This is a genomic window from Carnobacterium maltaromaticum DSM 20342 (assembly GCF_000744945.1).
Lineage (GTDB): Bacteria > Bacillota > Bacilli > Lactobacillales > Carnobacteriaceae > Carnobacterium > Carnobacterium maltaromaticum.
This window is the reverse complement of sequence record NZ_JQMX01000001.1, coordinates 3,198,245-3,222,936: the sequence shown is the minus strand read 5'-3', so window position 1 is coordinate 3,222,936 and position 24,692 is coordinate 3,198,245. Positions and strand designations below refer to the sequence as shown.

26 protein-coding genes are annotated in these 24,692 nt (G+C 30.2%); 1 reads left to right on the top strand and 25 read right to left on the bottom strand.

Annotation, left to right across the window (positions count from 1 at the left end):
- Window positions 1-249: 249 nt before the first annotated feature.
- A complete protein-coding gene (locus BR77_RS15020) occupies window positions 250-867 on the top strand; it encodes a TetR/AcrR family transcriptional regulator (RefSeq protein WP_035065550.1) in 618 nt (205 codons plus the stop codon).
- A gap of 58 nt (window positions 868-925) precedes the next feature.
- Here the strand turns inward: BR77_RS15020 and BR77_RS15015 are convergent, their stop codons facing one another.
- The 25 genes from BR77_RS15015 to rfbA all read right to left on the bottom strand — a co-directional run bounded on the left by BR77_RS15015 (window position 926) and on the right by rfbA (window position 24,675).
- A complete protein-coding gene (locus BR77_RS15015; protein ID WP_035065547.1) occupies window positions 926-2,836 on the bottom strand; it encodes an LTA synthase family protein in 1,911 nt (636 codons plus the stop codon).
- Between the two features lie 112 nt (window positions 2,837-2,948).
- Complete coding sequence (locus tag BR77_RS15010; protein ID WP_010051535.1) at window positions 2,949-3,896, bottom strand: glycosyltransferase family 2 protein; 948 nt, start codon at window positions 3,894-3,896, stop codon at window positions 2,949-2,951.
- Window positions 3,897-3,931: 35 nt separating this feature from the next.
- A complete protein-coding gene (locus tag BR77_RS15005) occupies window positions 3,932-4,351 on the bottom strand; it encodes a GtrA family protein (RefSeq protein WP_010051534.1) in 420 nt (139 codons plus the stop codon).
- Between the two features lie 28 nt (window positions 4,352-4,379).
- The gene (nadE, locus tag BR77_RS15000; RefSeq protein ID WP_035065544.1) at window positions 4,380-5,207 is read right to left on the bottom strand and encodes an ammonia-dependent NAD(+) synthetase; all 828 of its coding nucleotides are present in this window, start codon (window positions 5,205-5,207) and stop codon (window positions 4,380-4,382) included.
- A gap of 109 nt (window positions 5,208-5,316) precedes the next feature.
- Window positions 5,317-6,795 (bottom strand): nicotinate phosphoribosyltransferase, encoded by a 1,479-nt coding sequence (locus BR77_RS14995; protein WP_035065541.1) that lies wholly within the window; start codon window positions 6,793-6,795, stop codon window positions 5,317-5,319.
- Between the two features lie 120 nt (window positions 6,796-6,915).
- Window positions 6,916-7,800, bottom strand: coding sequence for a glycosyltransferase family 2 protein (locus BR77_RS14990; protein WP_035065538.1), 885 nt, complete (start codon window positions 7,798-7,800; stop codon window positions 6,916-6,918).
- Window positions 7,797-8,702 (bottom strand): glycosyltransferase family 2 protein, encoded by a 906-nt coding sequence (locus BR77_RS14985; RefSeq protein ID WP_051926754.1) that lies wholly within the window; start codon window positions 8,700-8,702, stop codon window positions 7,797-7,799. The genes BR77_RS14990 and BR77_RS14985 overlap by 4 nt, the downstream gene beginning before the upstream one ends.
- Window positions 8,703-9,129: 427 nt before the next feature.
- The gene (locus tag BR77_RS14980) at window positions 9,130-10,320 is read right to left on the bottom strand and encodes a hypothetical protein (RefSeq protein WP_035065535.1); all 1,191 of its coding nucleotides are present in this window, start codon (window positions 10,318-10,320) and stop codon (window positions 9,130-9,132) included.
- Window positions 10,317-11,678 (bottom strand): MATE family efflux transporter, encoded by a 1,362-nt coding sequence (locus BR77_RS14975; RefSeq protein ID WP_051926752.1) that lies wholly within the window; start codon window positions 11,676-11,678, stop codon window positions 10,317-10,319. Before BR77_RS14975 ends, BR77_RS14980 begins: the two co-directional genes overlap by 4 nt.
- 43 nt (window positions 11,679-11,721) lie before the next feature.
- Window positions 11,722-12,732 (bottom strand): glycosyltransferase family 4 protein, encoded by a 1,011-nt coding sequence (locus BR77_RS14970; RefSeq protein WP_035065533.1) that lies wholly within the window; start codon window positions 12,730-12,732, stop codon window positions 11,722-11,724.
- Between the two features lie 3 nt (window positions 12,733-12,735).
- Window positions 12,736-13,884, bottom strand: coding sequence for a hypothetical protein (locus BR77_RS14965; RefSeq protein ID WP_035065530.1), 1,149 nt, complete (start codon window positions 13,882-13,884; stop codon window positions 12,736-12,738).
- Between the two features lie 17 nt (window positions 13,885-13,901).
- Window positions 13,902-14,495, bottom strand: coding sequence for a hypothetical protein (locus BR77_RS14960; protein ID WP_035065527.1), 594 nt, complete (start codon window positions 14,493-14,495; stop codon window positions 13,902-13,904).
- Between the two features lie 22 nt (window positions 14,496-14,517).
- On the bottom strand, window positions 14,518-15,345 hold the full coding sequence (locus BR77_RS14955) for a glycosyltransferase (protein ID WP_185751416.1): 828 nt from the start codon (window positions 15,343-15,345) through the stop codon (window positions 14,518-14,520).
- The gene (locus BR77_RS18390) at window positions 15,285-15,617 is read right to left on the bottom strand and encodes a glycosyltransferase family protein (RefSeq protein WP_051926749.1); all 333 of its coding nucleotides are present in this window, start codon (window positions 15,615-15,617) and stop codon (window positions 15,285-15,287) included. Before BR77_RS18390 ends, BR77_RS14955 begins: the two co-directional genes overlap by 61 nt.
- Complete coding sequence (locus BR77_RS14950) at window positions 15,618-16,592, bottom strand: SDR family oxidoreductase (RefSeq protein ID WP_035065524.1); 975 nt, start codon at window positions 16,590-16,592, stop codon at window positions 15,618-15,620.
- A 1-nt stretch (window position 16,593) separates the two neighbouring features.
- Window positions 16,594-17,904 (bottom strand): nucleotide sugar dehydrogenase, encoded by a 1,311-nt coding sequence (locus BR77_RS14945; protein WP_051926747.1) that lies wholly within the window; start codon window positions 17,902-17,904, stop codon window positions 16,594-16,596.
- Window positions 17,897-18,610, bottom strand: a complete 714-nt coding sequence (locus BR77_RS18385) for a glycosyltransferase (RefSeq protein WP_051926746.1) — start codon at window positions 18,608-18,610, stop codon at window positions 17,897-17,899. Before BR77_RS18385 ends, BR77_RS14945 begins: the two co-directional genes overlap by 8 nt.
- Window positions 18,598-18,801 carry a glycosyltransferase gene (locus BR77_RS19715; protein WP_422678742.1) on the bottom strand — a complete coding sequence of 68 codons (204 nt, stop codon included), beginning with the start codon at window positions 18,799-18,801 and terminating at the stop codon, window positions 18,598-18,600. Before BR77_RS19715 ends, BR77_RS18385 begins: the two co-directional genes overlap by 13 nt.
- Window positions 18,802-18,816: 15 nt before the next feature.
- Window positions 18,817-19,002 (bottom strand): glycosyltransferase, encoded by a 186-nt coding sequence (locus BR77_RS19710; protein WP_051926744.1) that lies wholly within the window; start codon window positions 19,000-19,002, stop codon window positions 18,817-18,819.
- A 127-nt stretch (window positions 19,003-19,129) separates the two neighbouring features.
- Window positions 19,130-19,975, bottom strand: coding sequence for a dTDP-4-dehydrorhamnose reductase (rfbD, locus tag BR77_RS14935; protein ID WP_035065521.1), 846 nt, complete (start codon window positions 19,973-19,975; stop codon window positions 19,130-19,132).
- A gap of 1 nt (window position 19,976) precedes the next feature.
- Entirely contained in the window at window positions 19,977-21,257 is a 1,281-nt protein-coding gene (locus tag BR77_RS14930) for a flippase (protein ID WP_035065518.1), read from the bottom strand.
- Window positions 21,258-21,276: 19 nt separating this feature from the next.
- On the bottom strand, window positions 21,277-22,152 hold the full coding sequence (locus BR77_RS14925) for a glycosyltransferase family 2 protein (protein ID WP_035065515.1): 876 nt from the start codon (window positions 22,150-22,152) through the stop codon (window positions 21,277-21,279).
- A gap of 88 nt (window positions 22,153-22,240) precedes the next feature.
- On the bottom strand, window positions 22,241-23,224 hold the full coding sequence (gene rfbB, locus BR77_RS14920; RefSeq protein ID WP_035065513.1) for a dTDP-glucose 4,6-dehydratase: 984 nt from the start codon (window positions 23,222-23,224) through the stop codon (window positions 22,241-22,243).
- Window positions 23,225-23,226: 2 nt separating this feature from the next.
- Complete coding sequence (gene rfbC, locus BR77_RS14915) at window positions 23,227-23,787, bottom strand: dTDP-4-dehydrorhamnose 3,5-epimerase (RefSeq protein ID WP_035065510.1); 561 nt, start codon at window positions 23,785-23,787, stop codon at window positions 23,227-23,229.
- Between the two features lie 15 nt (window positions 23,788-23,802).
- Window positions 23,803-24,675 (bottom strand): glucose-1-phosphate thymidylyltransferase RfbA, encoded by an 873-nt coding sequence (gene rfbA / locus BR77_RS14910; protein WP_035065507.1) that lies wholly within the window; start codon window positions 24,673-24,675, stop codon window positions 23,803-23,805.
- Window positions 24,676-24,692: the final 17 nt, after the last annotated feature.

Sequence of the window (24,692 nt, the reverse complement as noted above, 5' to 3'; positions counted from 1 at the left end):
TCTTAGTTATTCTCAATTGATTCTCAATGTTCATACTTTGTTCAAAAATTCACTATTATATTTTTACTAATCCATCAGATTGTTGAATAACCAACAACTTGTCTGATATCCTATATAATGTAGATAATATAAGTTTAATGGAAACAAGGTAATAAAATCAATCAGCAATTATAAACATTATGTGTGATAAACAACACAATCATTTATTTGTTGCTTATTTTCTAAAATTTTTAGAAAGAAGGAAAAAATATGCACTATTCAGCTAAAAAAACAGATTTACGCATCTTACGTAGCAAAAAAATGATTTTCGAGGCTTTTGTTAAATTGGTTAAATTAAAAGGTTATGAAGCCGTTACAATTCAAGACATTGCTACAGAAGCCATGATTAATCGAGCAACTTTTTATGCTCATTTTAAAGACAAAAATGATTTGTATGATGAAGTTTTTTCCTATGCTTTAGATACCTTTACTAAAATATTAGATTCTGAACTTTTAGAAAATGGCAACCAAATTCAAATAAACAAATTAGAACATATGATTACTGAAATTTTTTATGTAATTAGAGAAAATCGAACTTTTTATCTTATTTTAACTGAAGGTAATTCGGCTAACTCATTAAAAAAGAAAGTCCATACTCTGATAGAACAGCGATATGCTGAAATTTTTAATCAATTAAAAATTACTGAAAATGATGTCGAAGTTCCAATTGATTTTATCATTGACTATATGAGTTCTATTTTTATTAGTATGGTTCACTGGTGGCTAACTAGCGAAAGTGATTTTCCACCAGAACAAATGGCGCATCTCTTAATAAAATTAGTTGGGAATGGACATTTGACAGTTCTTGGGATTGAAGTTATAAAATGAATAAAAAAACTAGAAATAGAAACAACTTTTTGTTGCTCTATCTCTAGTCTTTTTTTATTTACTTGTTATGTGCAAACAAATTCGTTTGCAGGCTATATTTTTTTCCTGTCGTAATATCATATTGAATCATGTAATAATCAGCTAAAAGGGCTTGCGTTTCTTGACTTAATTCATTAACTGATTTTTTCATTTTTTCAGCATTTTTTTCAAGATACATTTCTTTTTCAAACGCAGGCAGGTTACTTTGAAGTTGGTTTAATAAAGCATAAAATCCAGTTATATCTGCGTTTGCTACTTCTAATAACTCAGGCGCAAAATAAATAGGACTAATCATTCCTAGCTCTTTATCCTTTTTATTTACATTTGAATAAATGAGCAATGGTGTTTCATGCATTTTATCCAACGAATTTTGATTGAAGATTACATCACCATAAACACTTGGCAAATGATCCCCCCAAAAAATGACAATAGTAGGTTCAGCTAACTGATCAATTTGCTTAATAAAATTATCCAACGCTTGATCACTATAAGATAAATCTTTCAAATAATTACTTGTTATTTGATCATTTTCTGTTCCACTTACCTCATATTCGGAACTTACATATTTTGATCCATAAGGCATATGATTTTGCATGGTCACTAAGTGAATAAAATTAGAATCTTTACTGGCTTCCAATGTCTCCAAAACCTCTTGATAAGCTGCTTTGTCACTAATATAAGGATTGCTTTCCATTTTCTCTGTATTCTTCATGGTATCTTCATTTATAAAATTTTGAAAACCTAAACTCTGATACACATTTTGACGTTTATACATACTCGTGTTATAAGGATGAATTGCCGTTGTTTGGTAATTTTGTTCATTTAAATAACTAACAATAGAAGGAAAATTTGGAACTTTAGCTAACAACTGAGTATAAGGAGTTGTTAATTGAGGATTCATCGGTTCCATGGAAAAACCTGTTAAAGCCTCAAATTCAATATTTGCAGTCCCACCTCCATAGCCTTGCGATAAAATACTACCACTACGATTATTCTCCATCAAATGGCGTGTTAACGGAATTGGATCTTTTGCTATTTCCATTCCATTAAGCGCTAAGGGATCAGAAAAACTTTCATTCATAATATAAATAATATTCGTGTTTTTTATTGGTCCACTACGATTTTGATTTATTTCTTCAGCAATTTCTTGATATTTCTGAGTTAATTCTGCAATTTTTTCTTTTGAATATCCTTTTGGTTCTGCCATTGCTTCCACTTTTAGGTTAAACAAAAAACCACCTATAAAGCCATTATTATAATAATTCATTTGTTGGCTATAAGGAATCCAATAAGCATTTGGGTCATATGCTTTTTTCAAAAGATTCCCTGGCTGATTAAAATTAGCAATATAAACAAGTAAAAAACTTGTAGTGATAAATAAAATAAATCGAATCAAATAGCTTTTGTGACGATTATATTTAATTATGAATCTAGTTTGTAGGCAAGTAAAAACGTAAGCCAAAGCCATGACAACTAAGACAATTAATAGGAAGCCTAGCACCACTTTGCTCTCAATCATACTCACCATAAAACTTAGTTCTTTAATCATACTCAATTCTGATGGGTACAAAGGTTCGCTTCGATTAATCATTTTTTGCCACGTGGCGACACCTAGTCCTAAACTAATTAAAAACGTTAACCCTACCGTTAAATAACGATTACCTAAAATAGCATATAACCATAAAGTGAAAATGAAAATAACACTACTTCCCAATAGAAATAAGATTGTGTGCCATTCGAAGATAAATTTATTAACTAAGTCCCAATCTAGGTTATTTTGAAAAAGCTGTAAAATAGCATTATTTATTAAAGCCGAACCGAGGAATAATAAAATCAGAATTGTCGCATCTACTTTGCTGGATAATAATTTCTTCTCTTTTTTTAATTCATGTACTTTAATTTTTTTAAAATAGATTTTTTTTGGTTTCATAAACACTCTTCTAACAATATCTAAGATAATTAAAAGAAAACACTAAAGTTTCTTATCTTATTCATTATACAGACTCGTATTTTGAATTGATAGATTTCTTTAGTGTTTTTAATTATTTTTTATCTTTTTCAGTTTCTTTGACAATGTAAATTGGTCTTTTTTTTGTTTCTAAATATGTTTTTCCTAAATATTTCCCTAAAATTCCTAAACAAAATAATTGCAATCCTCCAATGGCCAAAATAAAACAAACTAACGAAGGCCAACCTGATGTGGGATCATTTAAAAGTAATGTTCGAATAACAATGACAACCATTGCAATCATGGCTGCCAGAAAAGAAAAGAAGCCAACAAATGAAGCGAAAGCAAGTGGTAATTCAGAAAAAGCCACTATGCCATCTAAAGAATATTTAAATAAACTCCAAAAAGACCATGAGGTTTCACCTGCAACTCGCTCTTGATTTTTATATTCTAAATACTTAGTATCAAATCCTACCCAACTAAATATCCCCTTAGAAAAACGATTATATTCTTCCATAGATAAAATAGCATTGACCATCTGTCTTGTCATTAAACGATAATCTCGCGCTCCATCGACAATTTCTGTTTCAGAAATATTGTTAATAATACGATAAAATTGACGTGCAAAGAAAGAACGAATTGGAGGCTCACCGTCACGACTAACTCTTCTCGTACCAACGCAATCGTATTCTTCTTCACGAATAATTTGTAGCATTTCCGGCAACATTTCTGGTGGATCTTGCAAATCAACATCCATTACTGCGACATAATCCCCAGTGGCTTGTTGTAAACCTGCATACAATCCGGCTTCTTTACCAAAGTTGCGTGAAAATGAGATGAATTTAACGCGCTCTTTATCCTCTTTGGCTAAACTTCTTAAGACATTTAACGTATTATCATTGGACCCATCATTTACAAATATATATTCAATATCTGCATTTACTAAAAATTCACGTTCTTTTTCTAATGCTGCATAAAACAACGGTATCGATTCTTCTTCATTGAAACAAGGAACAACAATCGAAATTAATTCAGTTTTCATAGTTTCTTAAAACCTTCTTTCATATAGAGAGCTTTTCATGCCTGTTTATCATTAAAAATTAACAACTTGCTAAATACATAATTTATAACCACGATAACTACTTGTGTGATTAATTTAGCTATTAGTGCATCTATTCCTAACCCTGAAACCATAACGATCATCATAATCATATCAATAACTAATGACAACAACCTATACCAAAAAAACAATCCCATTTCTTTAAAAAAAGCTTGTTTATTTTTACCACTTGAAGCAAAAACAAAATATTTATTCGTCAGAAAAGCGAATAAAACAGAAAGAAACCAAGCAATTACATTACTCGTTCGATAATCTATTGTTAAGGTATCTTTAAAGATATAAAACACAAAAATATTAATTATAGTTGTTAATACACCAAAAATTAAATACATTAATACTTCACGATATTTAGTCGCTAACTCAATTATTTTTTTCATAAAACTCCTTCACCTGAAAAATTTAACATTATTTCCAAAAATCATCAAAAATAGTAATTGGTAAATGACGTTTATGCTGCGTTTTTAGGTACCATCCTTCAATCTTATCAGCTACTTCTGTTGGTACATCTTTTCCTTCTAGATAGTCATCTAAATCATCATACGTTACGCCTAAGGCCACTTCATCTGCCAAACCAGGTTTATTATCTTCTAAATCTGCAGTTGGCGTTTTTTCATATAAATGTGTAGGAGCTTGTAGAGCTTTCAAGAGTGCTCTACCTTGGCGTTTGTTTAATCTAAAGATTGGATTAATATCTGTTCCGCCATCTCCATATTTTGTATAAAATCCAGTAACTGACTCTGCAGAATGATCCGTTCCTAGAACAGTGCCTTGATACGCTCCTGCAATAGCATATTGAGCAATCATTCTTTCACGAGCTTTAATATTGCCTTTATCAAAATCACTAATCGGTACACCAATTTCTTCCAACGTCTGGCTATTTGCATCTGTTGCAGGTTTAATATTTACTCTTAGTACCTTATCTGCACCTATAAAGTTTATAGCATCCATCGCATCTTCTTCGTCAGCCTGTTCGCCATAAGGTAAACGTACAGCAATAAATTGATAGTCTGAATTGCTAGTTTCATTTCTTAGCTCGGTGATCGCTAATTGGGCTAATTTACCAGTTAAAGTTGAATCTTGTCCCCCACTAATGCCTAATACAACAGACTTTAAGAACGGATGCTTCAACATATAATTTTTTATAAAATCGATACTTTTTCTAATTTCATTATCCACATCTAATTCAGGTTGTACGTGCATTTCTGAAATGATTTTTTTTTGTAAACTTGACATGGGCTTCGCTCCTTTTTTATCATCAAAATCAATTATAACACAGAATTCCAGTTGTGTTTACTCTTAGATAATTGAAAAGGGAAACAAATAAAATTTGCTTCCCCTTATCTTACTTATTAAAATATGCTTCTTGTTCTTTTACTTGTTTCCTAGCCAATTCAATATTGGCCATTTTATGATCGTAACAAATTTTTGATAAATCAACTGGGTAAGGTTCTGGATTTAAATTACGTTTATACTCATCCCAAAGAGACTCTAAATTAGTCGTCGCATATTTCTTTACTTCAGCTAAATTTGGTAAGGCATAAACTAATTTCCCATTAATAAAAATATCTTTTAATAAAGGACGAGCATTGAAGTTAGTAACAGTTTTATTAATATACGTATGGACAGGATGGAACATATAAAGTTCTTCAGCCTTATCTGGTTCTTCATCCCATAAGGTAATATAATCGCCTTCTGACTTCCCATCTTCATTTGCCGTAATACGCCAAACTTGTTTTTTACCTGGTGTTGAAACTTTTTCAGCATTGCCAGATAATTTGATTGTATCAACCATTTTTCCATTCTCATCTTCAATTGAAACTAATTTATAAACGGCTCCCAATGCTGGTTGATCATAGGCAGTAATTAGTTTCGTTCCTACACCCCAAACATCAATTTTAGCACCTTGCATTTTTAAATTTAAAATTGTTTTTTCATCTAAATTATTTGATGCATATATTTTAACATCTTCGTAACCCGCAGCATCTAACTGTTGACGAACTCTTTTCGAAATATAAGCCATATCCCCACTATCTAAACGAACGCCTAAAAAATTGATTTTATTGCCAAATTCCTTGGCAACTCGAATAGCATTTGGAACACCTGATTTTAATGTATCGTACGTATCCACTAAAAATACACAATCTTTATGGGTTGTTGCATAAGCTTTAAAAGCATCATAATCATTGCGATACGTTTGAACTAAAGAATGTGCATGCGTTCCGCTTGCTGGAATACCAAAAATCTTCCCCGCTCGCACATTACTAGTTGCATCACATCCACCAATATAAGCTGCTCGTGTTCCCCATATCGCTGCATCCATTTCTTGAGCTCTTCTTGTACCGAATTCCAACAATGGATCTGTTCCAACAACTGATTTAATTCGAGCAGCTTTCGTCGCTATTAAAGTTTGATAATTAACAATATTTAATAAAGCCGTTTCAATTAATTGACAGTCTGCTAAAGGTCCCTCAACTTGGACTAATGGTTCATTACTAAATACGAGTTCGCCTTCTTCAACTGAACGAATAGTTGCTTTAAATTTAAAATTGGCTAAATAAGTCAAAAATGCTTCTGGGTATTCTTCTGCTTCTCTTAAGTAATCAATGTCAGATTCACTAAAAGTTAAGCGTTCTAAATAACCCACAATCCGTTCTAAACCAGCAAATATAGCATAGCCATTCTCAAATGGATTTACTCTAAAATAACATTCAAAAACTGCATGTTTATCAGCTTTTCCTAATTCCCAATAAGTTTTCATCATATTTATTTGATATAAGTCTGTGTGTAAAGACCAACTATCATCCGGATATATTTTGTTCATTCCCTTAGTTCTCCTAACTTGTAACTACATTTAATACTATCATACCTTATGTGCATGCTAAAAACTAGAAAAAAAGCACATTATTAAGAGTTATATTCTCATAATTTTGCGCTTTTTATTTCATAATTTATTTTTATATTTGTTTTTTCCGGTTAATCCATCATAAAAATAACTTGCGAAACGCCAGCCGTTTTCTTTAAAAAAACCACTTTTCAAAGAAAATAAAAAGAGATACGGATAAAATATGATCTTATTCTTAAACGTTGCATTACGTTGCATAAAAACAACTAAATTTCGATACATAAAATATTCAGAAAGACCAGATACTTTATTAATAGATGCTGAACCTTTGTGTATTACTTTAGCGTCTGCAACACAAACTACTTCATAACCTGCTTTTTTTATAGTCACACACCATTCATTTTCTTCATAAAAGAGAAAATAATTTTCTGGAATATAACCAACCTCTTTAATTAATTTAACATCTAAAAGCATACATGCACCACCAACATAATCACATGGGATTACTTTTCCAAATACCTTATCTTCTTTTTCACCATAATATAATCTGGTCACTTTACCTTTATTAAAATCAACAGTTGAACCAGCAGATTCTAAAATAGCCGGGTCTTCATACTCACATATTCGTGGTCCAACAACACCAACTTGACTATTGTTTTCTAAATAATCAACTAGTACTGTCAAAAAGTTTGGGTCAACAATAACGTCATTATTTAGAATACAAACATAATCTGCTCCATCTTCAATTGCATATTTAATTCCTTTATTATTGCCTGCTGCATAACCAGCATTGCTGCCAGTTTGAATCAATGTATAGTTAGGCAACTCTTTTTTTAAAATTTCTTCAGAGTCATCTGTAGATAGATTATCGACCAATACCACTTGGACATTCTGATAATTTAAATTTTCAATACTCTTAATACACTCAATTGTATCAGGGGCATTATTATAATTTAAAACAATAAAATAGACTGATTTTTTCATTTTATTTCCTCTCCAGTATATACATCTTTAGCTAGTATACTGTTTACTTTTTTTACTAACTTTTTTTTCAAAAATGGTATATTGCATATTACTTTAACAACTAAATAAGTATATTTCGAATTTTTACTAACACTCTTTTTCGTTAAACTCAATTTCTTTTTATTAAAATAATGTATAATTAACAAAGATATTTCATTTTTTTTAAGAGCCAAATTTAAATTTGAGGGTTTATATTCACCTTTTAGCCTTTGTTGCACATAGAGCTCATATTCTCTCATTAAATTTGATTGTGTCATCGTATTTTCTCCATGTATATAAACCGTACCACCGATATAATTATCATTAAAATATATTTTTGAACCTAACAATGTACGGACCCAAAAAAGCCAATCTTCACAATAATCTAACTCTTCAGGAAAAACTGATGCATCCGTTGCTCGAAATACTAAAGAATGAATTGGAAAAATATTATGTGCTAGTAACTCATCTTCATAATGGCTTTTAGGATATACAACTTTCAATTGTTGATTATCTGTGTTTCGATACTCAATTCCTGTAGAGTATGCTTGACTCGTTCTATCTTTTTCTAAATAATTTACGCTTACTTTTAATTTATCTTTCTCTAAAGAATCATCTGCATCTAAAAATTGAATGTAGGAACCTTTTGCTTTATTTAATCCAATATTTCTTGCTAATGCTCTGCCTTTGTCTTTCGTATAAATGTAATTTACTTGTTTATCAGAAAACTCTTGAACAAGTTTAGAAGTGTTATCATTCGAACAATTATCTATAATTAAAATTTCAAAATTCTTATAACTTTGTTCTAAACAAGAAGTTATAGCTCTTACTATTGTTTTTTCACCATTAAAGACCGGAATAATTATTGAAACTAATGGATTCAATGGACTTCCTCCCATACCTATTTTTAATTGTCTCTAAGCTACATTTTAACACAAAAATTGGAATGAGAACACTGTACAAAAGTTCTCATTCCAATCTTTACTATTATTTAAAATAGTTTACAATACCCTCGTAAACTCAATTTGCTAGATGATTTTGATAATTATTAGTTCCTAATTTTTGTGCCTTTGAAAAATTTGTAATAAAACCAAGTTTAGTCAAAATAGCATTTTCTTTAAATTTGTTATTTACATGAATTTTAATTTATTTAACTACTTCAGATACTATAACCCAAAATTTTACAACCTAGTTTTCAGATGAAATTAATGAGGTACCAACTGGAGTATCACTATAGGTTTTTAAACAGTAAAAAAGTAGTACTATTAAACCAAAAGCAATTAACATCTTAATTTTTTCAGATCCATTCCCCTATCTTAACTTCAGCTCTTTTTGATTCTTTTTTATTAGGAGCAATTGTTTCAAGTAAAAAATAAAAAATGGTAAGAAATAAATTATTCTGAAATATAAAAAATTGGAAAAACCTATTTCAAAGAACATAAATAATGTAAATAAAGCAATCCCCATTAACCAATTAAGATTTTTTACAAAAAAGTTTAAAAGCATACCATAAAAAGCTAACATACCAATAACTGAAGTTCTGAGCGCAAAGTGTATAATTCCGGAATCTATATAATAGGTATCTGGGACGGATACATAACCAGTTCCTTTAAAAGGGTACTGAATTATTTGTTGAAGACTTCCATACAGTACACCTTTGGGCCCAAATCTTACCATTAGACCATTTGTGCTATCTTCATTAAATAAATTTCTTTTCAAAATTTGTACAATGGACAATTCATTCCACGATAGGACTAAAAATGTAATTACCAAAGCTAACAAACCAAAAAATATATATTTATTTTCTGTATAAATATAGATTCCAATAATCATTATGGCAATTAGTAAGCAAACTAATGATGTAGTTGATTGTAATCTTACTAAAAAGAATAAAAAGAATAAACTAATAATAAAGTGTTCTTTTGCTCGCAATACATAAAAAGTTGCAAAGTTTAAAAGGAAAAATAAGAAATTAAACACTCCAGCTAATGAATGAACACCGAAAGTATTAACTGGTTTCCCCAACGAAATCATCCTCGGTACTAATTCCGGATAAAAACTAGAATAGTATGTTATTAGCCTACCAGTAACAGGTCCAATCTGCGCAATAATTGATATAGAAATTATGATGGATAGAATTGAAATACATAATAAAAAGATTTTTAAGTATTTCATTACTGATTCAGAATTCACATTAGTAAAATCTAATTGCAATACTAAGGTTAACGCAATAAAAAAGATAAAGTAGTATAAAAGCATTTCTTTAGGATTTGAATTTGGATTTGATATTTTTGTGAAATAAAGTGCCAAACCATTAAAGATAACACCCAGCGTAATCTGCTTGATATCAATTTTTTTCTGTTTAAACAATAATACAACTATCACTATTATCGCTATCGCTAAATAGATTATTTCAAGTTGCATCCAGTTTCCATCTGTAGGAATTGTTGGCAAATATAAACCGATAAAAAATAAGATGGATAGTATCAGACTTATAATCATTTACTTCCTCCTCTTGCAAAACTTATTATTTTGATTAGCGTAGAACGCATAAATATAAATATTGTTCCAATAAGTAAAATAAGACTGACTAAAAATCCACTATAAACATTTAGATGTCTAGAACAAAGATAAAAAATTATAAGAGAAGATGCAATAAATACGAGCTCTTTCAAAGTACTTCTTAAATAACTAAAATCTTTTTGAGAATAAAGATACCATAATATATATACAACTAGTGATCCTATTGTAACACTGACAAAACCATCCACAATTTGCATCATGATAGTATTTATAATTACAGAAATAACCAATACTCCAACTACTATTGTAAAATATTTTCGTTCATTCTTATTTGCTTTGTACAAGTTAACGTATAATGTATTAATCACGATACTAAAAGGAAATGACATAAAGGAAATCGCAATAACATCTAATGAAGGGACGTATTCAGGAATAAAAAGTTCTACAATAAATTTCAAAGGGAAATAAGCTGTCATAAAAATAATTCCAACCACTAATAAAATATTTTTGATCTCTTTAATCTGCTTTTCATTTCTATTTCCTACTAAGTAATTATAAAAAGTAATTGATACTGAAGAAATAACGACATTCACAATATTTAACATTGACACGGCAAATGAATAGAAAGCAAATGCACTTTTTTCGTAAAAAATACTAATAAACCATCTATCTAAGGCAGTTATGAAGTTTAAAGATAAATTTCCAAATAATACGAAAACCCCTACTTGAATATTTTCCTTCATTACAGCATAGTTCAAATGACCTTTTTTATTTTCAAAAAATTTTGATTTAAAAACAAAATAGTAATCAATTACAACATAACCAAGTATTGTTGATAAACAATAATATACTGGGTTTTGTGTTTTAAAAACTAGCATTAATATCAAATTAAGTACAAAAGGAATAGCTGCATACATCGTTGTAGTAACCGCAAATAAAGAAAATTCTCCTACAGCCTGAAAAAATTGTCGATAGAAGAAAAATAAATTAATGGGAATAACACTAATAGCTAACAAAATAAAAATAGTATTTTGAAAAAAAAGTGAAATAGATAGTGCTATAACAGCCAGTACGATTTGTAATAAAACGAAAGTTTTCCTTTCATCGAAAAAAACTTTTGTTGATATTTCACTAATTTTTTTTCCTCCATACTTTATATACATTCCATCAACAAAACCTAATTGCAGTATTCCTAGATAAGAAACATAAAAAGTAAAAGTTTTTAATTCAGCATAAGAATCTACTGTCAAAAAGTATGGAAGCAAAAATGCAGTTAATATGCTGATCAGCATATTAACTAGATTAGCTGAAAAAACCTTTGATATATTTTTAAGCATAATCGTCTTCTTTCCTCCATCCTTTTAATCTGTAGTGAAATTTTTACTTGTATTGTTGAAAAACAGTTGCTAACTCTTTAGCAATGACCTTAGAATCAAAATTATTTATGACAACATTTCTACCATTTCTACCTATTTCTTTTCTTTGAGTATCTGAATATTGATACATAGTTTCAAGTTGATCGAACCATTCGTCTGAAGTATTTGCACTTACTCCCATATTTCCTAATTTGAGTACTTGATTATTCATACCAACTGGTGAAACAATAACTGGAACACCACAAGCCATGTACAACAACATTTTATAGCTACATTTTCCTTTTTCGAATTCTGTATCAAATAAAGGCATAATTCCAACATCAAAATTTTGAATATCATAAACTTCATTTTCAGCTGTCCATTTGACAAATTCCACTTGTTTTGGATTAATCATAGTAAATTTCGGTGCCATATCTGTAACAATTCTAATTCTTGTATTTTTATGTTTTTCTAAAAAACTAGCAATTGCTTTTTCATGTTGATAAACATAACGCAACCCTACACTAGATCCAGACCAACCAATAATAAACAGCTCACTATTTCTTTTTTCACTCGGAATAAAGCGATCAGAATCAACTCCTGTAGGAATAATATGGATATTTTTATTAAATTCACCATATTTTTCTGCTAAAAATTCATTCCCACAAATTACTCCATCTGAAATTTGAGCCATTGTAGTTAATAACTTAGGATTTCCCATATAAATCGCATCATCTATATCAAATAATTTTGGACCTTTGGTGTATTTTTCAATTGTAGGGTACTTTGAAATAAATGTTTTTTGAAGCCAAGTTAAATCATAGTTTTTACTTTTCGGAACATCAATCATTCGCTCAGCAATTGTTTCAATTCCCCATAATGGTCGTAATAATTTATTTCTAGGAGGATATGCAGAAAATTTCGTATATTTTTCAGTTACATCAATATTTGCATCTTTAAGATATGGTAAATATTGCCTTACTCTAAATCTTGCACAAGGGTGTTCCTTACCTTGAGTATATGCTATTATTTTCATATATTAAACTCCTTGATTCTTTACAATATTATTATTTTCAAGCGAAATTAAAAGTAAAACTGGGTATAATCTAAAATATAAACTGACTGGATATCCAACTTCAAAAAGAATAAAACCTAGAACAATAAATAAAGATACAGGCTTCATTTTTTTAAATATGAGCACAGCTATTGAAATAATTAAGAAGATGCCACCTCTTAAATAAGTAACCATATAGCCAAAATCCGTGTAATATAAATGATTTACAGATAAAAAGCCGCTTCCTAAAAAAGGATGTTCTTTCAAATACAAAATATTATCAGAAAACAAGCCTGTTGTAAATCTAGATAATATGCCATTTGTTTTGCTTAATAACATTGGTAAAAGAAACTTCAACGTAACTCCACCAAATAGTACTATACTTACAGTGCCAATAATTATAATTCTTTTTAAATGTTTTTTACCAAATAGTTGAAAAATTTTAAATAAAGTAGACACTAACAATAACCCTAATAAAAAATAACTCGTACTTGATTGTAACATTATTAAAAAGAATCCAAAAAAAACAACCGGTATTATATTTCTTTTATCTTTACTAACAAATAGCCTTTTTAACCATACTTCAAGAAACATAAAATAAATAAAACCAGCAATTGAATGGCTACCAAAAAAAGTGACTGGTTTAAGTCTCCCAATCATGTTGGAAACCAAATCCTTATATGAAAATGAATAAAAACTAGTAAATATATTTGTAAAAAAAGCTATACGTAACATAGATATAAGTCCCACAATAATAATAATGTAAGAAACTACCTTAAATAATTTTGAGAAAAAAGGATCTTCAAAAATTCGTTCATTCATTAATGCATAGGCTATAATGACTAGATATTGACTTAATATTCCCCAAGAGATCATATCCACATTTTCTCTATTAAAAAAAATAGTACCTAATGTTGAGGAAAATACAATAATCGATATTATCGATGCTAATATAGCATCTGATAGTACGATTTTTTTATTTATTACAATAATAAAAAAAGCACATAAAATAAAAATTGTATTATAAACGACATTCAAAGGACTGATTACATTATGCAATATAGATGTAGGGAAAAAAATTCCTAATAAAACTATCATTGAAAACAAAATTCTATTTTTCTTTTGTATTTCCATAAAATCTCCTTTCATGATCACTTAAGCATCTTAAATAAAATTAAAATCAATGACACACTAAAAGTTAGTGCAAACAATGAAAATAAAATAATAATAAATCCTAAAGGCTTTCTCAAAACCTGATTCGCCTCATATAGAGTTTTATTATTTTCAGTTATATATAATCTATAATTTACTTTTCTAACTTCATCTCTAAAAGTATCTTTTAATGCTTTTGAAAAACGAATGGCTTCATTCTTATCTGATGATGCTACGTTAACATTCAGAGTAGCATTTGGTAAAACTGATACATTTAATTGTAACTCGCCTTTTTTACCTCTAGCCAGTATAGAAGAAGCTTTTTTATCAGTAGCTGCAATTTCATTTACTTCTTCAATAAATGAACTACTTAAAAGCAGTGTCCGATATTGAAAAACGTCATTCATTTTTACCTTATTATGCTTTAGCATAAATTGCATATTTACTTCAGTCACCATCAGAGGAGTTTTTTGTTTTTCTCGAATAAATAAAAAGCAACTTAGCAATAACAACATTAGTGATACTAGTAGAAAAAACTTCCATTTTTTTTGATAAATCTTAGTTATTTCTTCAAAAGATATCGTTTTATTCATTATTCCCCTCCAATTTATTTCTTTAGCTTAAGCATAAATAAAAGTCTGTTAATTTATTTGTTGTTTGAATTATATCATATCCCTCAGATTGAATTTCTGATTTAACTTCAATCATTTTTCGTTTATCTTCAGGTAATGCTTCTGTTAAAATTACTTTTGCCCATTCATCAGGACTATCATTCAAAGACATAAAATGAACTAGATTGGTTAATTTAGCTTCTGCTGAAATAGTATTTGAAGCAAATACAGATAAACTAGCAGTTTGAGCTTCAACCAAAGAGACAGGTAAGCCTTCAAACAAAGAAGGGAATACAAAACAATCCATTGCTTGTAATAAATGATTAACATCATCGCGTGCCCCTAAAAAGAGAACTGAAGACTCTAAATCTAGACTTTTCACTTTTTCTTTTATGCTATCTTCTAAATCACCCGTTCCAATTAGTAGTAATTTTGCTTTGTTATTTTTCTTTTTTATACTACTAAATATATCAATTAAAAATTTATGATTTTTAACTTCACTAAATCTTGCTACATGACCAATAACAAAAGATTGATCTACTTGAAGTTCTGTTCTCATCATTTTTCTAACTGATTGGTTAAATAAATACTTTTCAAGGTCAATGCCATTTTCTAATACAGTAAAATCTGCACCTTTAAATAACCATTCTCCCGCTTCTTTACCACAAGCAAAACGATAGTCAGCATACTTATTTATCTTTGATTGGAGCGCATTCTTAACCATTCCTTGAATTCCAATACCTGAAGACGTACTGTGACTGTGAGCAATTGTTATATAATTATTTTTTTGGCTTGTTTCAAAATAATTGATGCTGTACTTCGAATATGACAATGAATAATTTTATGGGGGAGCATTTTTAATAAATCATCCCATGCTTTTTGATAAGTGAAAATATTTTTAACATTGAATTTAGGGACACGATAGATATGTCCCCCTAAAGATGTTATTTCATGATCAAAGGCACCCTCCTCATTTGTGTGGACCACAAAATCAAATTGCACCTTTGTTCGATCTATTGTTCGATATAAATTCATCACAAAACTCTCTGCTCCACCACGATTCATAATGCCTAGAACATGTAATATTCTGATAGGAGGATTCATTTATAAATTCTCCTTATACCAATCAACTGCCAATTCTAACCCATCTGAAAAGCTATAATCAGGTTGGTAACCAAGCATATTTTTAGCCTTATCTATACAAGCATTCGAATGCTTAATGTCCCCAGCGCGTTCAGGCCCAAATGTAGGTGAAACATCTTTCTCTAATAATTCATTAATTTTATCAACTAACTCTTTTAAATTAACTTGAGAACCAAATGCAATATTAAATGCTTCACCACTTACTTCGCTGCTGGAAGCCATTGCTTTCAAATTGGCTTCAATTACATTTTCAATATAAGTAAAGTCTCGAGAATGCTCTCCATCTCCGTTGATAATTGGTGACTTATCTTCTAAAATATCAGAAACAAATTTTGGGATTACCGCAGCATATTGGCCATTTGGATCCTGACGTCGACCAAATACGTTAAAATAACGTAAGCCTACTGTTTCTAAATGATATAATTTAGAATATAACGAAGCATATTCCTCGTTCACTTTTTTGGTTAATGCATATGGTGATAATACATTACCTTCTTTTCCTTCTACTTTTGGTAATGTTGGTTCATCTCCATAAACAGATGAAGAAGACGCATAGACAAATTTTTTCACTTTGTTTTTAACGGCTGCTTCCATCATATTTAAAGTGCCTTTAATATTTTTTTCTTCGTAAACAACTGGAAGCTCTATACTTCTTGGCACACTTCCCCAAGCAGCTTGATTGGAAATATAATCAACATCTTTACAAGCACTCATACAAGTTTCAAGGTCACAAATACTGCCTTTAATAAATTCAAAATTTGGATTTGATAAAAAGGGAGCAATGTTTTCTTCTTTTCCAGTTGATAAATCATCTAAACATCTAACTTTGTATCCTAGTTTCAATAAAGCTTCACATAAATTGGAGCCTATAAATCCCGCTCCACCAGTAATTAGAAATAATGAATTTTTTGGAAACTCAACATTTGTATATCCCATTTTATAACCTCCAATAACTTACATTTTTATCAAGAAATTCTTCTTTATCTAGCATACCTTTAATATCTAAGATTATTTTTTTATCCTTTTTAAAGAACGACAACCATTTATCAGTTGTATACTCACTAAATTTAGTGTGATTAACTGCGATAATAATAGCATCTAATTTTTCCATTTCTTCAATAGTGGCAAGTTTTATTTTATATTCTTTTTCAACCTCTTCTTGGTCAGCTTCTGGATCATAAACTAAGGGGGTTACGCCATATTCTGACAATTCTGTATAGATATCAATAACTCTAGTATTTCTAGTATCTGGACAATTTTCTTTGAACGTGAAACCAAAAATACCAACACGTGAAGTTTTTACTAACGTATCCGCATTAATTAATTCTTTTACTGCGTTTTCAACAACATATTTTCCCATATCATCATTAATTCTTCTACCAGATAAAATTATTTTCGAATGATATCCTACTTCCTCAGCTTTGTACGTTAGATAGTAAGGATCAACACCAATGCAGTGTCCTCCAACTAACCCTGGTTCAAAATTCAAAAAATTCCATTTCGTTCCAGCAGCTTTTAGTACAGCCTTTGTATCAATATCTAAACGATTGAAAATCATAGACAATTCATTCATAAAAGCGATGTTTATATCTCTTTGTGAGTTTTCAATAACTTTCGCTGCCTCAGCAACTTTAATACTTTCAGCTTTATAAACGCCTACCTCAACAACTAATTCATATACACTTGCAATTGTTGAAAGAGATTCTTCGTCCATACCTGAAACAACTTTAATAATTGATTCCAATCTGTGAACTTTATCACCTGGATTTATTCTTTCAGGTGAGTAACCAACTTTAAAATCAATTCCGGCTTTTAGTCCAGAAACCTTTTCTAAAATTGGGATACATATATCTTCTGTCACACCTGGATAAACGGTAGATTCATATACAACAATTGAACCTTTTTCTAAGTTTCTTCCTAACAATTCACTTGCAGAAATGACTGGAGTAAGATCTGGTGTCTTATCTTTTTTTATAGGCGTAGGTACTGCAACAATATGAAAGCTCGCTCTCTTTAAATCTTCTTCATTTGAAGTGAACTCAACAGAAGTTCTTTTAATTACTTCATTACCCACTTCATTAGTTGGATCAATACCGCTTTTATAGATATCAATTTTCTCTTGATTTAAATCAAATCCTATCACTTTTGCTTTTTTTGCAAAAGCTACTGCTATTGGCATTCCCACATAACCTAAACCAATTAATGAAATATAGGCATTTCCAGTTTTAATATCATCAAAATTAATCATTTTTTGTTCCTCCAGTTAGTCCATCAATACATTTTGTATATGCGTCAACTATTATTTTACGATTGAATTCTTTTTCAATTTTTTTACGTCCTGCTTTGCCCATAAGTTCCTTAGTTTCTCTAGGTAAAGCTATAAATTTTTCAACACCTAATAGTAGAGACTCTTTATCTTTTGGCTCTACTAAATACCCATTGACGCCATCTTCAATGATTTCAATACATCCACTAATATTTGATGCAATTAACGGTCGTCCAATTGCTGCTGATTCCAACAAAGCATTAGACATCCCCTCGTGATAGCTGGGTAATACAACACAGGTAGAGTTTCTAATAAAATCATGAACATTTTCAGTATAACCATGGTAATGAATAATTCCAGCATCAATATATTCTTTTAGAATTGATTCATATCTATCTTCTTCAATATCACCAATAATATGAAATTCTACTTCGGGATATTTTTTATGAAGCATTTTTGAAGTATATAAAAATTCATCAACACCCTTTTCTTCCATCACCCTAGCAATAAATAAAAACTTATCATGTTTGGTATCGGCTACTTCGCAATACGTAAACTGTTCTAAATTGACACCCGAACCTGGGACAAGTATTTCCTTAGTCCCTACAATATTATTCTTTAAAAATATGCTTTTATTTTCTTGGTTTTGATAAAAAACAACCGCATTTTTCGCGCTTATTCTATACAATAATGTGACAATTTTTTCAACATATTTTCTTTTTGAAAGGCTGTTCCAATTCCAGTAATATTAATAATATATTTTTTCTTCAACAGTCTAGCAGTCATGCCGCCATATATATTAGGTTTTATGGCATATGTCATGACTAAATCAGGATTTATATCCTTCACTAACTTAACGTATCTAAGGAATAATTTTATATCTTTTACGATATTTCAGCCTCGGCGGTCTACATCAATTTCAATAAATTTGCATCCTAAAGAAACTAGCTTCTCAACACTGTCATCATTCCCTAGGGCAACGTATACTTCATATCCCTTGTTAATTAAGCCGACAATAATTTCTTTTCTTAGTTTGTACAAGTTAGTAGCATCATTAGCTAATATCAATACCTTTTTCATTTTTCTCCAATACCTTCATCCCTTGAATAGTTCAAGTTTTTTAATAATCTGTCAAAAAAACATCTACAATTACTACTTCGTTCCTTCAACCACATTATTATACCATAAATCGTTTTGATTACTTAGACTATTTTTCTAATTCTTTTAATAACAACTGTAAAGAATCTTGCCAAGTAGGAACTTCATACCCTAAACTTTTAGTTTTAGTTAAATTTAAAATAGAATATTTTGGTCTTTTAGCTTTTTGAGGATACTCGGATGACGTTACTCCTGTAAGCGATATATCTTCGTCCTTTAAAATTTCTTGTGCAAATTCATACCACGTACAACTGTCATCATTTGAAAAATGATAAATTCCATATTCAGCTTCTTCATTCACTAAAAATAACATAAAATCAGCTAAGTCTTTAGTCCAAGTAGGTCGACCATATTGATCATTAACAATAGTCAATTTACTGTGCGTTTGAGCTAATTTTTGCATAGTAAATACAAAATTAGCACCGAATTGTCCATATACCCATGATGTGCGTATAATATAATATTTCGAACAGTTTTTTTGAATTTCTAATTCTCCCTCATACTTTGCACGCCCATATTCATTTTTAGGATTGGGTTTATCGTCAACATTATACTCCTCTTTTTTTGTCCCATCAAAAACATAATCTGTACTTATATAAACAACAGTAGCTCCAACTTTTTCAGCTGCTTGAGCAACATTTTTTGTTCCTACTACATTGACTAATTGATTTTTCTCTTTCCCTTCATCCTCTGCTTTATCAACTGCTGTATATGCAGCACAATGATAAATCACATCAGGCTTCATTTCTTCAATAAACGTAGTAACTGAGTTTGCATTTGTGATATCTAAAACTTTTATATCTGCTGCCACATATGGGATATTTTTTTTTGTTAATAGATTTTGTAATTCCGTACCTAATTGTCCATTTGCACCAGTAATTAATATTTTTTTCATTTTATTTCCCATCCTTTAAATTTATTTTGGCACGAAAAATATCTATGCCTTTCTTTTTCAATACGTAGTACATTGCTACAGTCACAATAATTTCAATTAACGTGACATTAATCGCTGTTCCGACTTCTTTAAATGCTGGAACCAATACTATTGTAGTTATAATACTAAATAAGCTAGAATAAATATATATCCTAGAAAGCTCTTTCTGATACCCAAAATTAATTAATGTTAATATTCCAAAAATATTTGCCCATCCAATAATTAAAGGTAAAAAGGACATGATTTGAATTAACAAAATAGAATTATCATAACTATTTCCGGCAAGTAATGGAAGTAAATAAGGGGCACCAAATAGAAGTACTAAACAGCCAGCGCCGATTACGCACGTAATATATATACCGATTTTTCGAATTAAAATCAATGTTTCTTCTTTTGATTTTTCAATTAAATTACTGATATGTGGATAAACAGCTTGGATGATTGGAGAAATAACACTTGAACAAGCTTTAATAATTTTATCCGCTGCAGAAAAATATCCCACGACTGTATTAGAAGCTAAGAAACCTAAAATAACTGTATTACTAGTTGTATACAGACTGGAGAACATATTTGACAGAAAAATATCCCAGCCTTCCTTCATTTGACTGACAATTTGATGTACTTCAGGTAATTTCAATTTAACTTTATATTTAAAAAATACTATAAAAATTGAGATGACCCCTATTAATATAAACCCTAAAGAATTGAGAATTGCAACGTTTAAGTAATCTTCTGGTGTTTTTACAACTATAAAAATCCCGATTGTGAAAATTAATTTTGAAAAAATATTTAATAAAGAAATTACTTTCATTTCTTCAATCCCTTGGAAAAACCATGTAGGAAATAAAACACTTCCTACAACCATTCCAAATGTAAAGAGATATAATAAGGTGTCTTCTCTAAATTTTGGTACAGCAAGTATTAAAATAATTAATACAGCAAACGATAGCAGCAATAAAATTAATTTTGCGGCCATGACTGTACAAAATATTAAGGATACTTTTTCTTTATCGTCTCTCACTTTAGAAATATCTCTAGTTGCTATTAAATTAAATCCATAATCAGTAAATAAAATAAAATACTGCATGATCGCTTGCGCAAAGCTAATCAAACCAAAATGACTTACACCAACTACTCTAAGTAGATAAGGTAACGTAATTAGGGGTAAAATATAATTAAGAACTTGAACACTCGCTAAAGATAAAAAATTGTGTATAATTTTATTATTTTTTATTTTCTCCATTCTAAATATGACTCCTTTACTATTTAGTATAACGATATGGACCCCAATTATTTAATAATGCATCCTTTGTTCCTCTAAATATATTCAGTACTTTCAAAGATTTTTGATCTTCGATTAATATAATTTTCACAAATTCCATAATTGAGTTTACAAAGTCAATTTTTATCCATTTTTTTTCTTGAGAAAAATAGTTTCTATACACATCTAGACGATTTCTAGTAATATAATACCGTCTCACTGCATTATGATTTGTAGAAGTGAGTGTTTTCCCGAAAATTATCTTTTCTTTCACTTCACCTAAACTATGAATTAGTGGTGCGTCTAATGATTGAATAATTTTATACCCAGCTTTTCGTAAATGAAAACAAAATTCATGATCTACAAAATCAATAAAGTACGCTTCTTTAAAACGAATATTTTTGTCTTTAAGTAGACTAATATTCAACGCGTTACCTGAAGTCATGGCAGTCTCGACTTCTACATAAAATTCATTATCTGTCTCTTTAGCATTGTCATATACGATTGCATCGTCGGGATGTATATACGTGGGGCAAATTAGAACTGGTTGTATCTTTTCTTTTTTTTCATATAGTTCATTTGTTGAAATCATATTTCTAACAAAATTATCTGTTATTTGACTATCTTGATCAAATGTAAATAACCAATCAAAATCATGTTGAATTGCGTAGTCTAAACCGAGATTTAAAGCTTTTCCAATTCCGAGATTTTCTGAATTATAAACCACTTCAATTCCTTCTTGCTGCAACACAAATCGTGATGATTTTAAGGAATTGTCAACCACTAAAATAAAATCAATCTGTTGACTTAATTTTCTGATATTCTCATATGCTTGTTTATCTGGATTAAAGGTAACAACTACAGCCATAATCTTCATATTTTTACTTATCGTTCCTCTCCAAAATGTAATCTACACGAAAAGAGAGAAAACCTTAAATCTGAAGTTTTCTCTCTTAGTAAAGTACTTAGTTTAAATTAGCTCGTTCTTTCAAAGGACGCCACCAAGCTTCATTAGCTTGATACCAATCAATAGTCTCAACAATTCCTGTATCAAATGTATATTTTGGTTTCCAACCTAATTCAGTTTCTAATTTAGTTGGATCAATAGCGTATCGTTTATCATGTCCTAAACGGTCTTCTACGTATTTGATTAAGTCATTTGATAAACCTAGTTTTTCAATAATAATCTCAACGATTTGATTGTTCGTTCGTTCATTGTGACCACCTATATTATAAACCTCACCTTTACGTCCTTTATGCAAAACTAGGTCAATTGCTTGACAATGGTCCTGCACGTGTAACCAATCGCGAATATTTAAGCCATCACCATATATTGGTAGATCTTTGTTATCCATCCCATTAGTTATCATCAGAGGAATTAATTTTTCTGGAAAATGATAAGGACCATAGTTGTTTGAACAACGAGTGATGTTTACATTCATACCATATGTTTCAAAATATGAGCGGACTAATAAGTCTGCTCCAGTTTTACTAGCAGAGTATGGGCTGTTGGGTGCTAAAGGCGTCTCTTCAGTAAAATAGCCTTCTGCGCCTAATGATCCATATACTTCATCAGTTGAAACTTGCAAATATTTATTGATATTTAATTCTTTTGCTACATCTAATAATGCTAATGTTCCTTGAATATTCGTCTCCACGAAAATCTCAGGATTCAATATACTTCTATCTACGTGAGATTCTGCTGCAAAGTTAACAAATTGGTTGATATCGTAAGTTTTAACCAAATTGCGAACTAACTCACGGTTATTGATATTACCTTGGACAAAAACATGATTCGGATTTTCCATAACGTCATCTAAATTGTGTATATTTCCAGCATATGTCAATAAATCTAAGTTAATAATTTTATAATCAGGGTGATTTTCTAACATATAATGTACAAAATTACTTCCTATAAAACCTGCTCCACCAGTGACTAAAATATTCATATTTATTTTTCCTCCCAAACAAAGTTGTTATCTGCATCTTTTAATTGAGGATGCTTTGTATCTTTTTCGGACATAATAGGGTTATTCATTGGCCAAATAATACCAACATCTGGATCATCAAAAGCAATTCCTCGATCATTTTCTGGTGAATAAAGTTCGTCTACTTTATACTGCACATTTACATTTCCAGTAATTGTACAAAAACCATGTGCAAATCCCTTGGGAACTAGTAATTGACGGTGATTGTACTCGCTTAAAATATAGCCTTCCCATTGTCCATATGTTGGAGAGCCTTTACGCATGTCTACTAATACATCATATATAGCCCCTGTAGTCACTCGAACTAGCTTAGTTTGAGCTTTGGGATTTGTTTGATAGTGCATTCCACGAATAACACCTGGCTCTACTGATAATGAATGATTATCTTGAATAAATTTATTAGGAATTCCTGCTTCATTAAATTTATCTTCTGTATAACTTTCTGTGAAAAAACCTCGATGATCCCCATGTACTGGAGTCTCAATAATTTTTACATCTTGCAATTTTGTATCAATTACTTTCATTTGATTGCCTGCTTTCTAGATTTTAGTTTCTGCTAAACGTAGTAAATATTGACCATAACCATTCTTTTTAAGAGGTTGGGCTAATTCTAAAAGTTGATTTTTAGTAATATATCCCATTCTATATGAAATTTCTTCTAGGCATGCGACCATTAGATTTTGGCGCTTTTGAATAGTTTCAATAAAGGTAGCTGCTTCTAATAAAGACTCATGTGTACCTGTATCTAGCCATGCAAAACCTCGACCCATAAGTTCTACATCTAATTTACCAGCTTCTAAATAAGCTTTATTAACATCTGTGATTTCTAATTCACCACGTTCAGATGGTTTAATATTCTTAGCTATTTCAACAACCTGGTTGTCATAGAAGTACAAACCAGTTACTGCATAGTTACTTTTAGCGGCAGTCGGTTTTTCCTCAATCGAAATAGCGCGCATTTCTTCATCAAATTCAACTACACCAAAACGTTCTGGATCATTTACGTGATAACCAAAAACTGTGGCACCGTCAGTTTTTGCAGCTGCACGTTGCAACATTTTAGACATGCCACCACCATAATAAATATTGTCTCCTAAAATTAGACATACTGAATCATCACCAATAAAATCTTCGCCTAAAATAAAGGCTTGAGCTAAACCATCAGGACTTTCTTGCACTTTATATTCAATATTTAAACCTAATTCATTACCATTTCCTAGTAATTGCTCAAATCTGGGAGTGTCTGTCGGTGTTGAAATAATTAATATATCCTTGATACCAGCTAACATTAGTGTAGACATTGGGTAATAAATCATTGGTTTATCATAAATCGGCATTAATTGTTTGGATACAGCTTTTGTTAGTGGATATAATCGTGTTCCACTTCCTCCTGCTAAAATAATTCCTTTCATTTTTGCACATTCCTTTC

Excerpts from the sequence above, each read along its gene's own strand:
- BR77_RS15010 (WP_010051535.1), bottom strand. The coding sequence starts at position 3,896 with ATGAAAACTGAATTAATTTCGATTGTTGTTCCTTGTTTCAATGAAGAA.
- BR77_RS18390 (WP_051926749.1), bottom strand. The coding sequence starts at position 15,617 with ATGAATCCTCCTATCAGAATATTACATGTTCTAGGCATTATGAATCGT.
- nadE (WP_035065544.1), bottom strand. The coding sequence starts at position 5,207 with ATGTCAAGTTTACAAAAAAAAATCATTTCAGAAATGCACGTACAACCT.
- rfbD (WP_035065521.1), bottom strand. The coding sequence starts at position 19,975 with ATGAAAAAAATATTAATTACTGGTGCAAATGGACAATTAGGTACGGAA.
- BR77_RS14960 (WP_035065527.1), bottom strand. The coding sequence starts at position 14,495 with ATGAATAAAACGATATCTTTTGAAGAAATAACTAAGATTTATCAAAAA.
- BR77_RS14970 (WP_035065533.1), bottom strand. The coding sequence starts at position 12,732 with ATGAAAATAATAGCATATACTCAAGGTAAGGAACACCCTTGTGCAAGA.
- BR77_RS14965 (WP_035065530.1), bottom strand. The coding sequence starts at position 13,884 with ATGGAAATACAAAAGAAAAATAGAATTTTGTTTTCAATGATAGTTTTA.
- BR77_RS15015 (WP_035065547.1), bottom strand. The coding sequence starts at position 2,836 with ATGAAACCAAAAAAAATCTATTTTAAAAAAATTAAAGTACATGAATTA.
- BR77_RS14945 (WP_051926747.1), bottom strand. The coding sequence starts at position 17,904 with ATGATTAATTTTGATGATATTAAAACTGGAAATGCCTATATTTCATTA.
- BR77_RS15020 (WP_035065550.1), top strand. The coding sequence starts at position 250 with ATGCACTATTCAGCTAAAAAAACAGATTTACGCATCTTACGTAGCAAA.
- BR77_RS14925 (WP_035065515.1), bottom strand. The coding sequence starts at position 22,152 with ATGAAGATTATGGCTGTAGTTGTTACCTTTAATCCAGATAAACAAGCA.
- BR77_RS14995 (WP_035065541.1), bottom strand. The coding sequence starts at position 6,795 with ATGAACAAAATATATCCGGATGATAGTTGGTCTTTACACACAGACTTA.
- rfbA (WP_035065507.1), bottom strand. The coding sequence starts at position 24,675 with ATGAAAGGAATTATTTTAGCAGGAGGAAGTGGAACACGATTATATCCA.
- BR77_RS14930 (WP_035065518.1), bottom strand. The coding sequence starts at position 21,257 with ATGGAGAAAATAAAAAATAATAAAATTATACACAATTTTTTATCTTTA.
- BR77_RS15005 (WP_010051534.1), bottom strand. The coding sequence starts at position 4,351 with ATGAAAAAAATAATTGAGTTAGCGACTAAATATCGTGAAGTATTAATG.
- rfbC (WP_035065510.1), bottom strand. The coding sequence starts at position 23,787 with ATGAAAGTAATTGATACAAAATTGCAAGATGTAAAAATTATTGAGACT.
- BR77_RS19710 (WP_051926744.1), bottom strand. The coding sequence starts at position 19,002 with ATGAAAAAGGTATTGATATTAGCTAATGATGCTACTAACTTGTACAAA.
- BR77_RS14975 (WP_051926752.1), bottom strand. The coding sequence starts at position 11,678 with ATGCTTAAAAATATATCAAAGGTTTTTTCAGCTAATCTAGTTAATATG.
- rfbB (WP_035065513.1), bottom strand. The coding sequence starts at position 23,224 with ATGAATATTTTAGTCACTGGTGGAGCAGGTTTTATAGGAAGTAATTTT.
- BR77_RS14990 (WP_035065538.1), bottom strand. The coding sequence starts at position 7,800 with ATGAAAAAATCAGTCTATTTTATTGTTTTAAATTATAATAATGCCCCT.
- BR77_RS14980 (WP_035065535.1), bottom strand. The coding sequence starts at position 10,320 with ATGATTATAAGTCTGATACTATCCATCTTATTTTTTATCGGTTTATAT.
- BR77_RS14950 (WP_035065524.1), bottom strand. The coding sequence starts at position 16,592 with ATGGGATATACAAATGTTGAGTTTCCAAAAAATTCATTATTTCTAATT.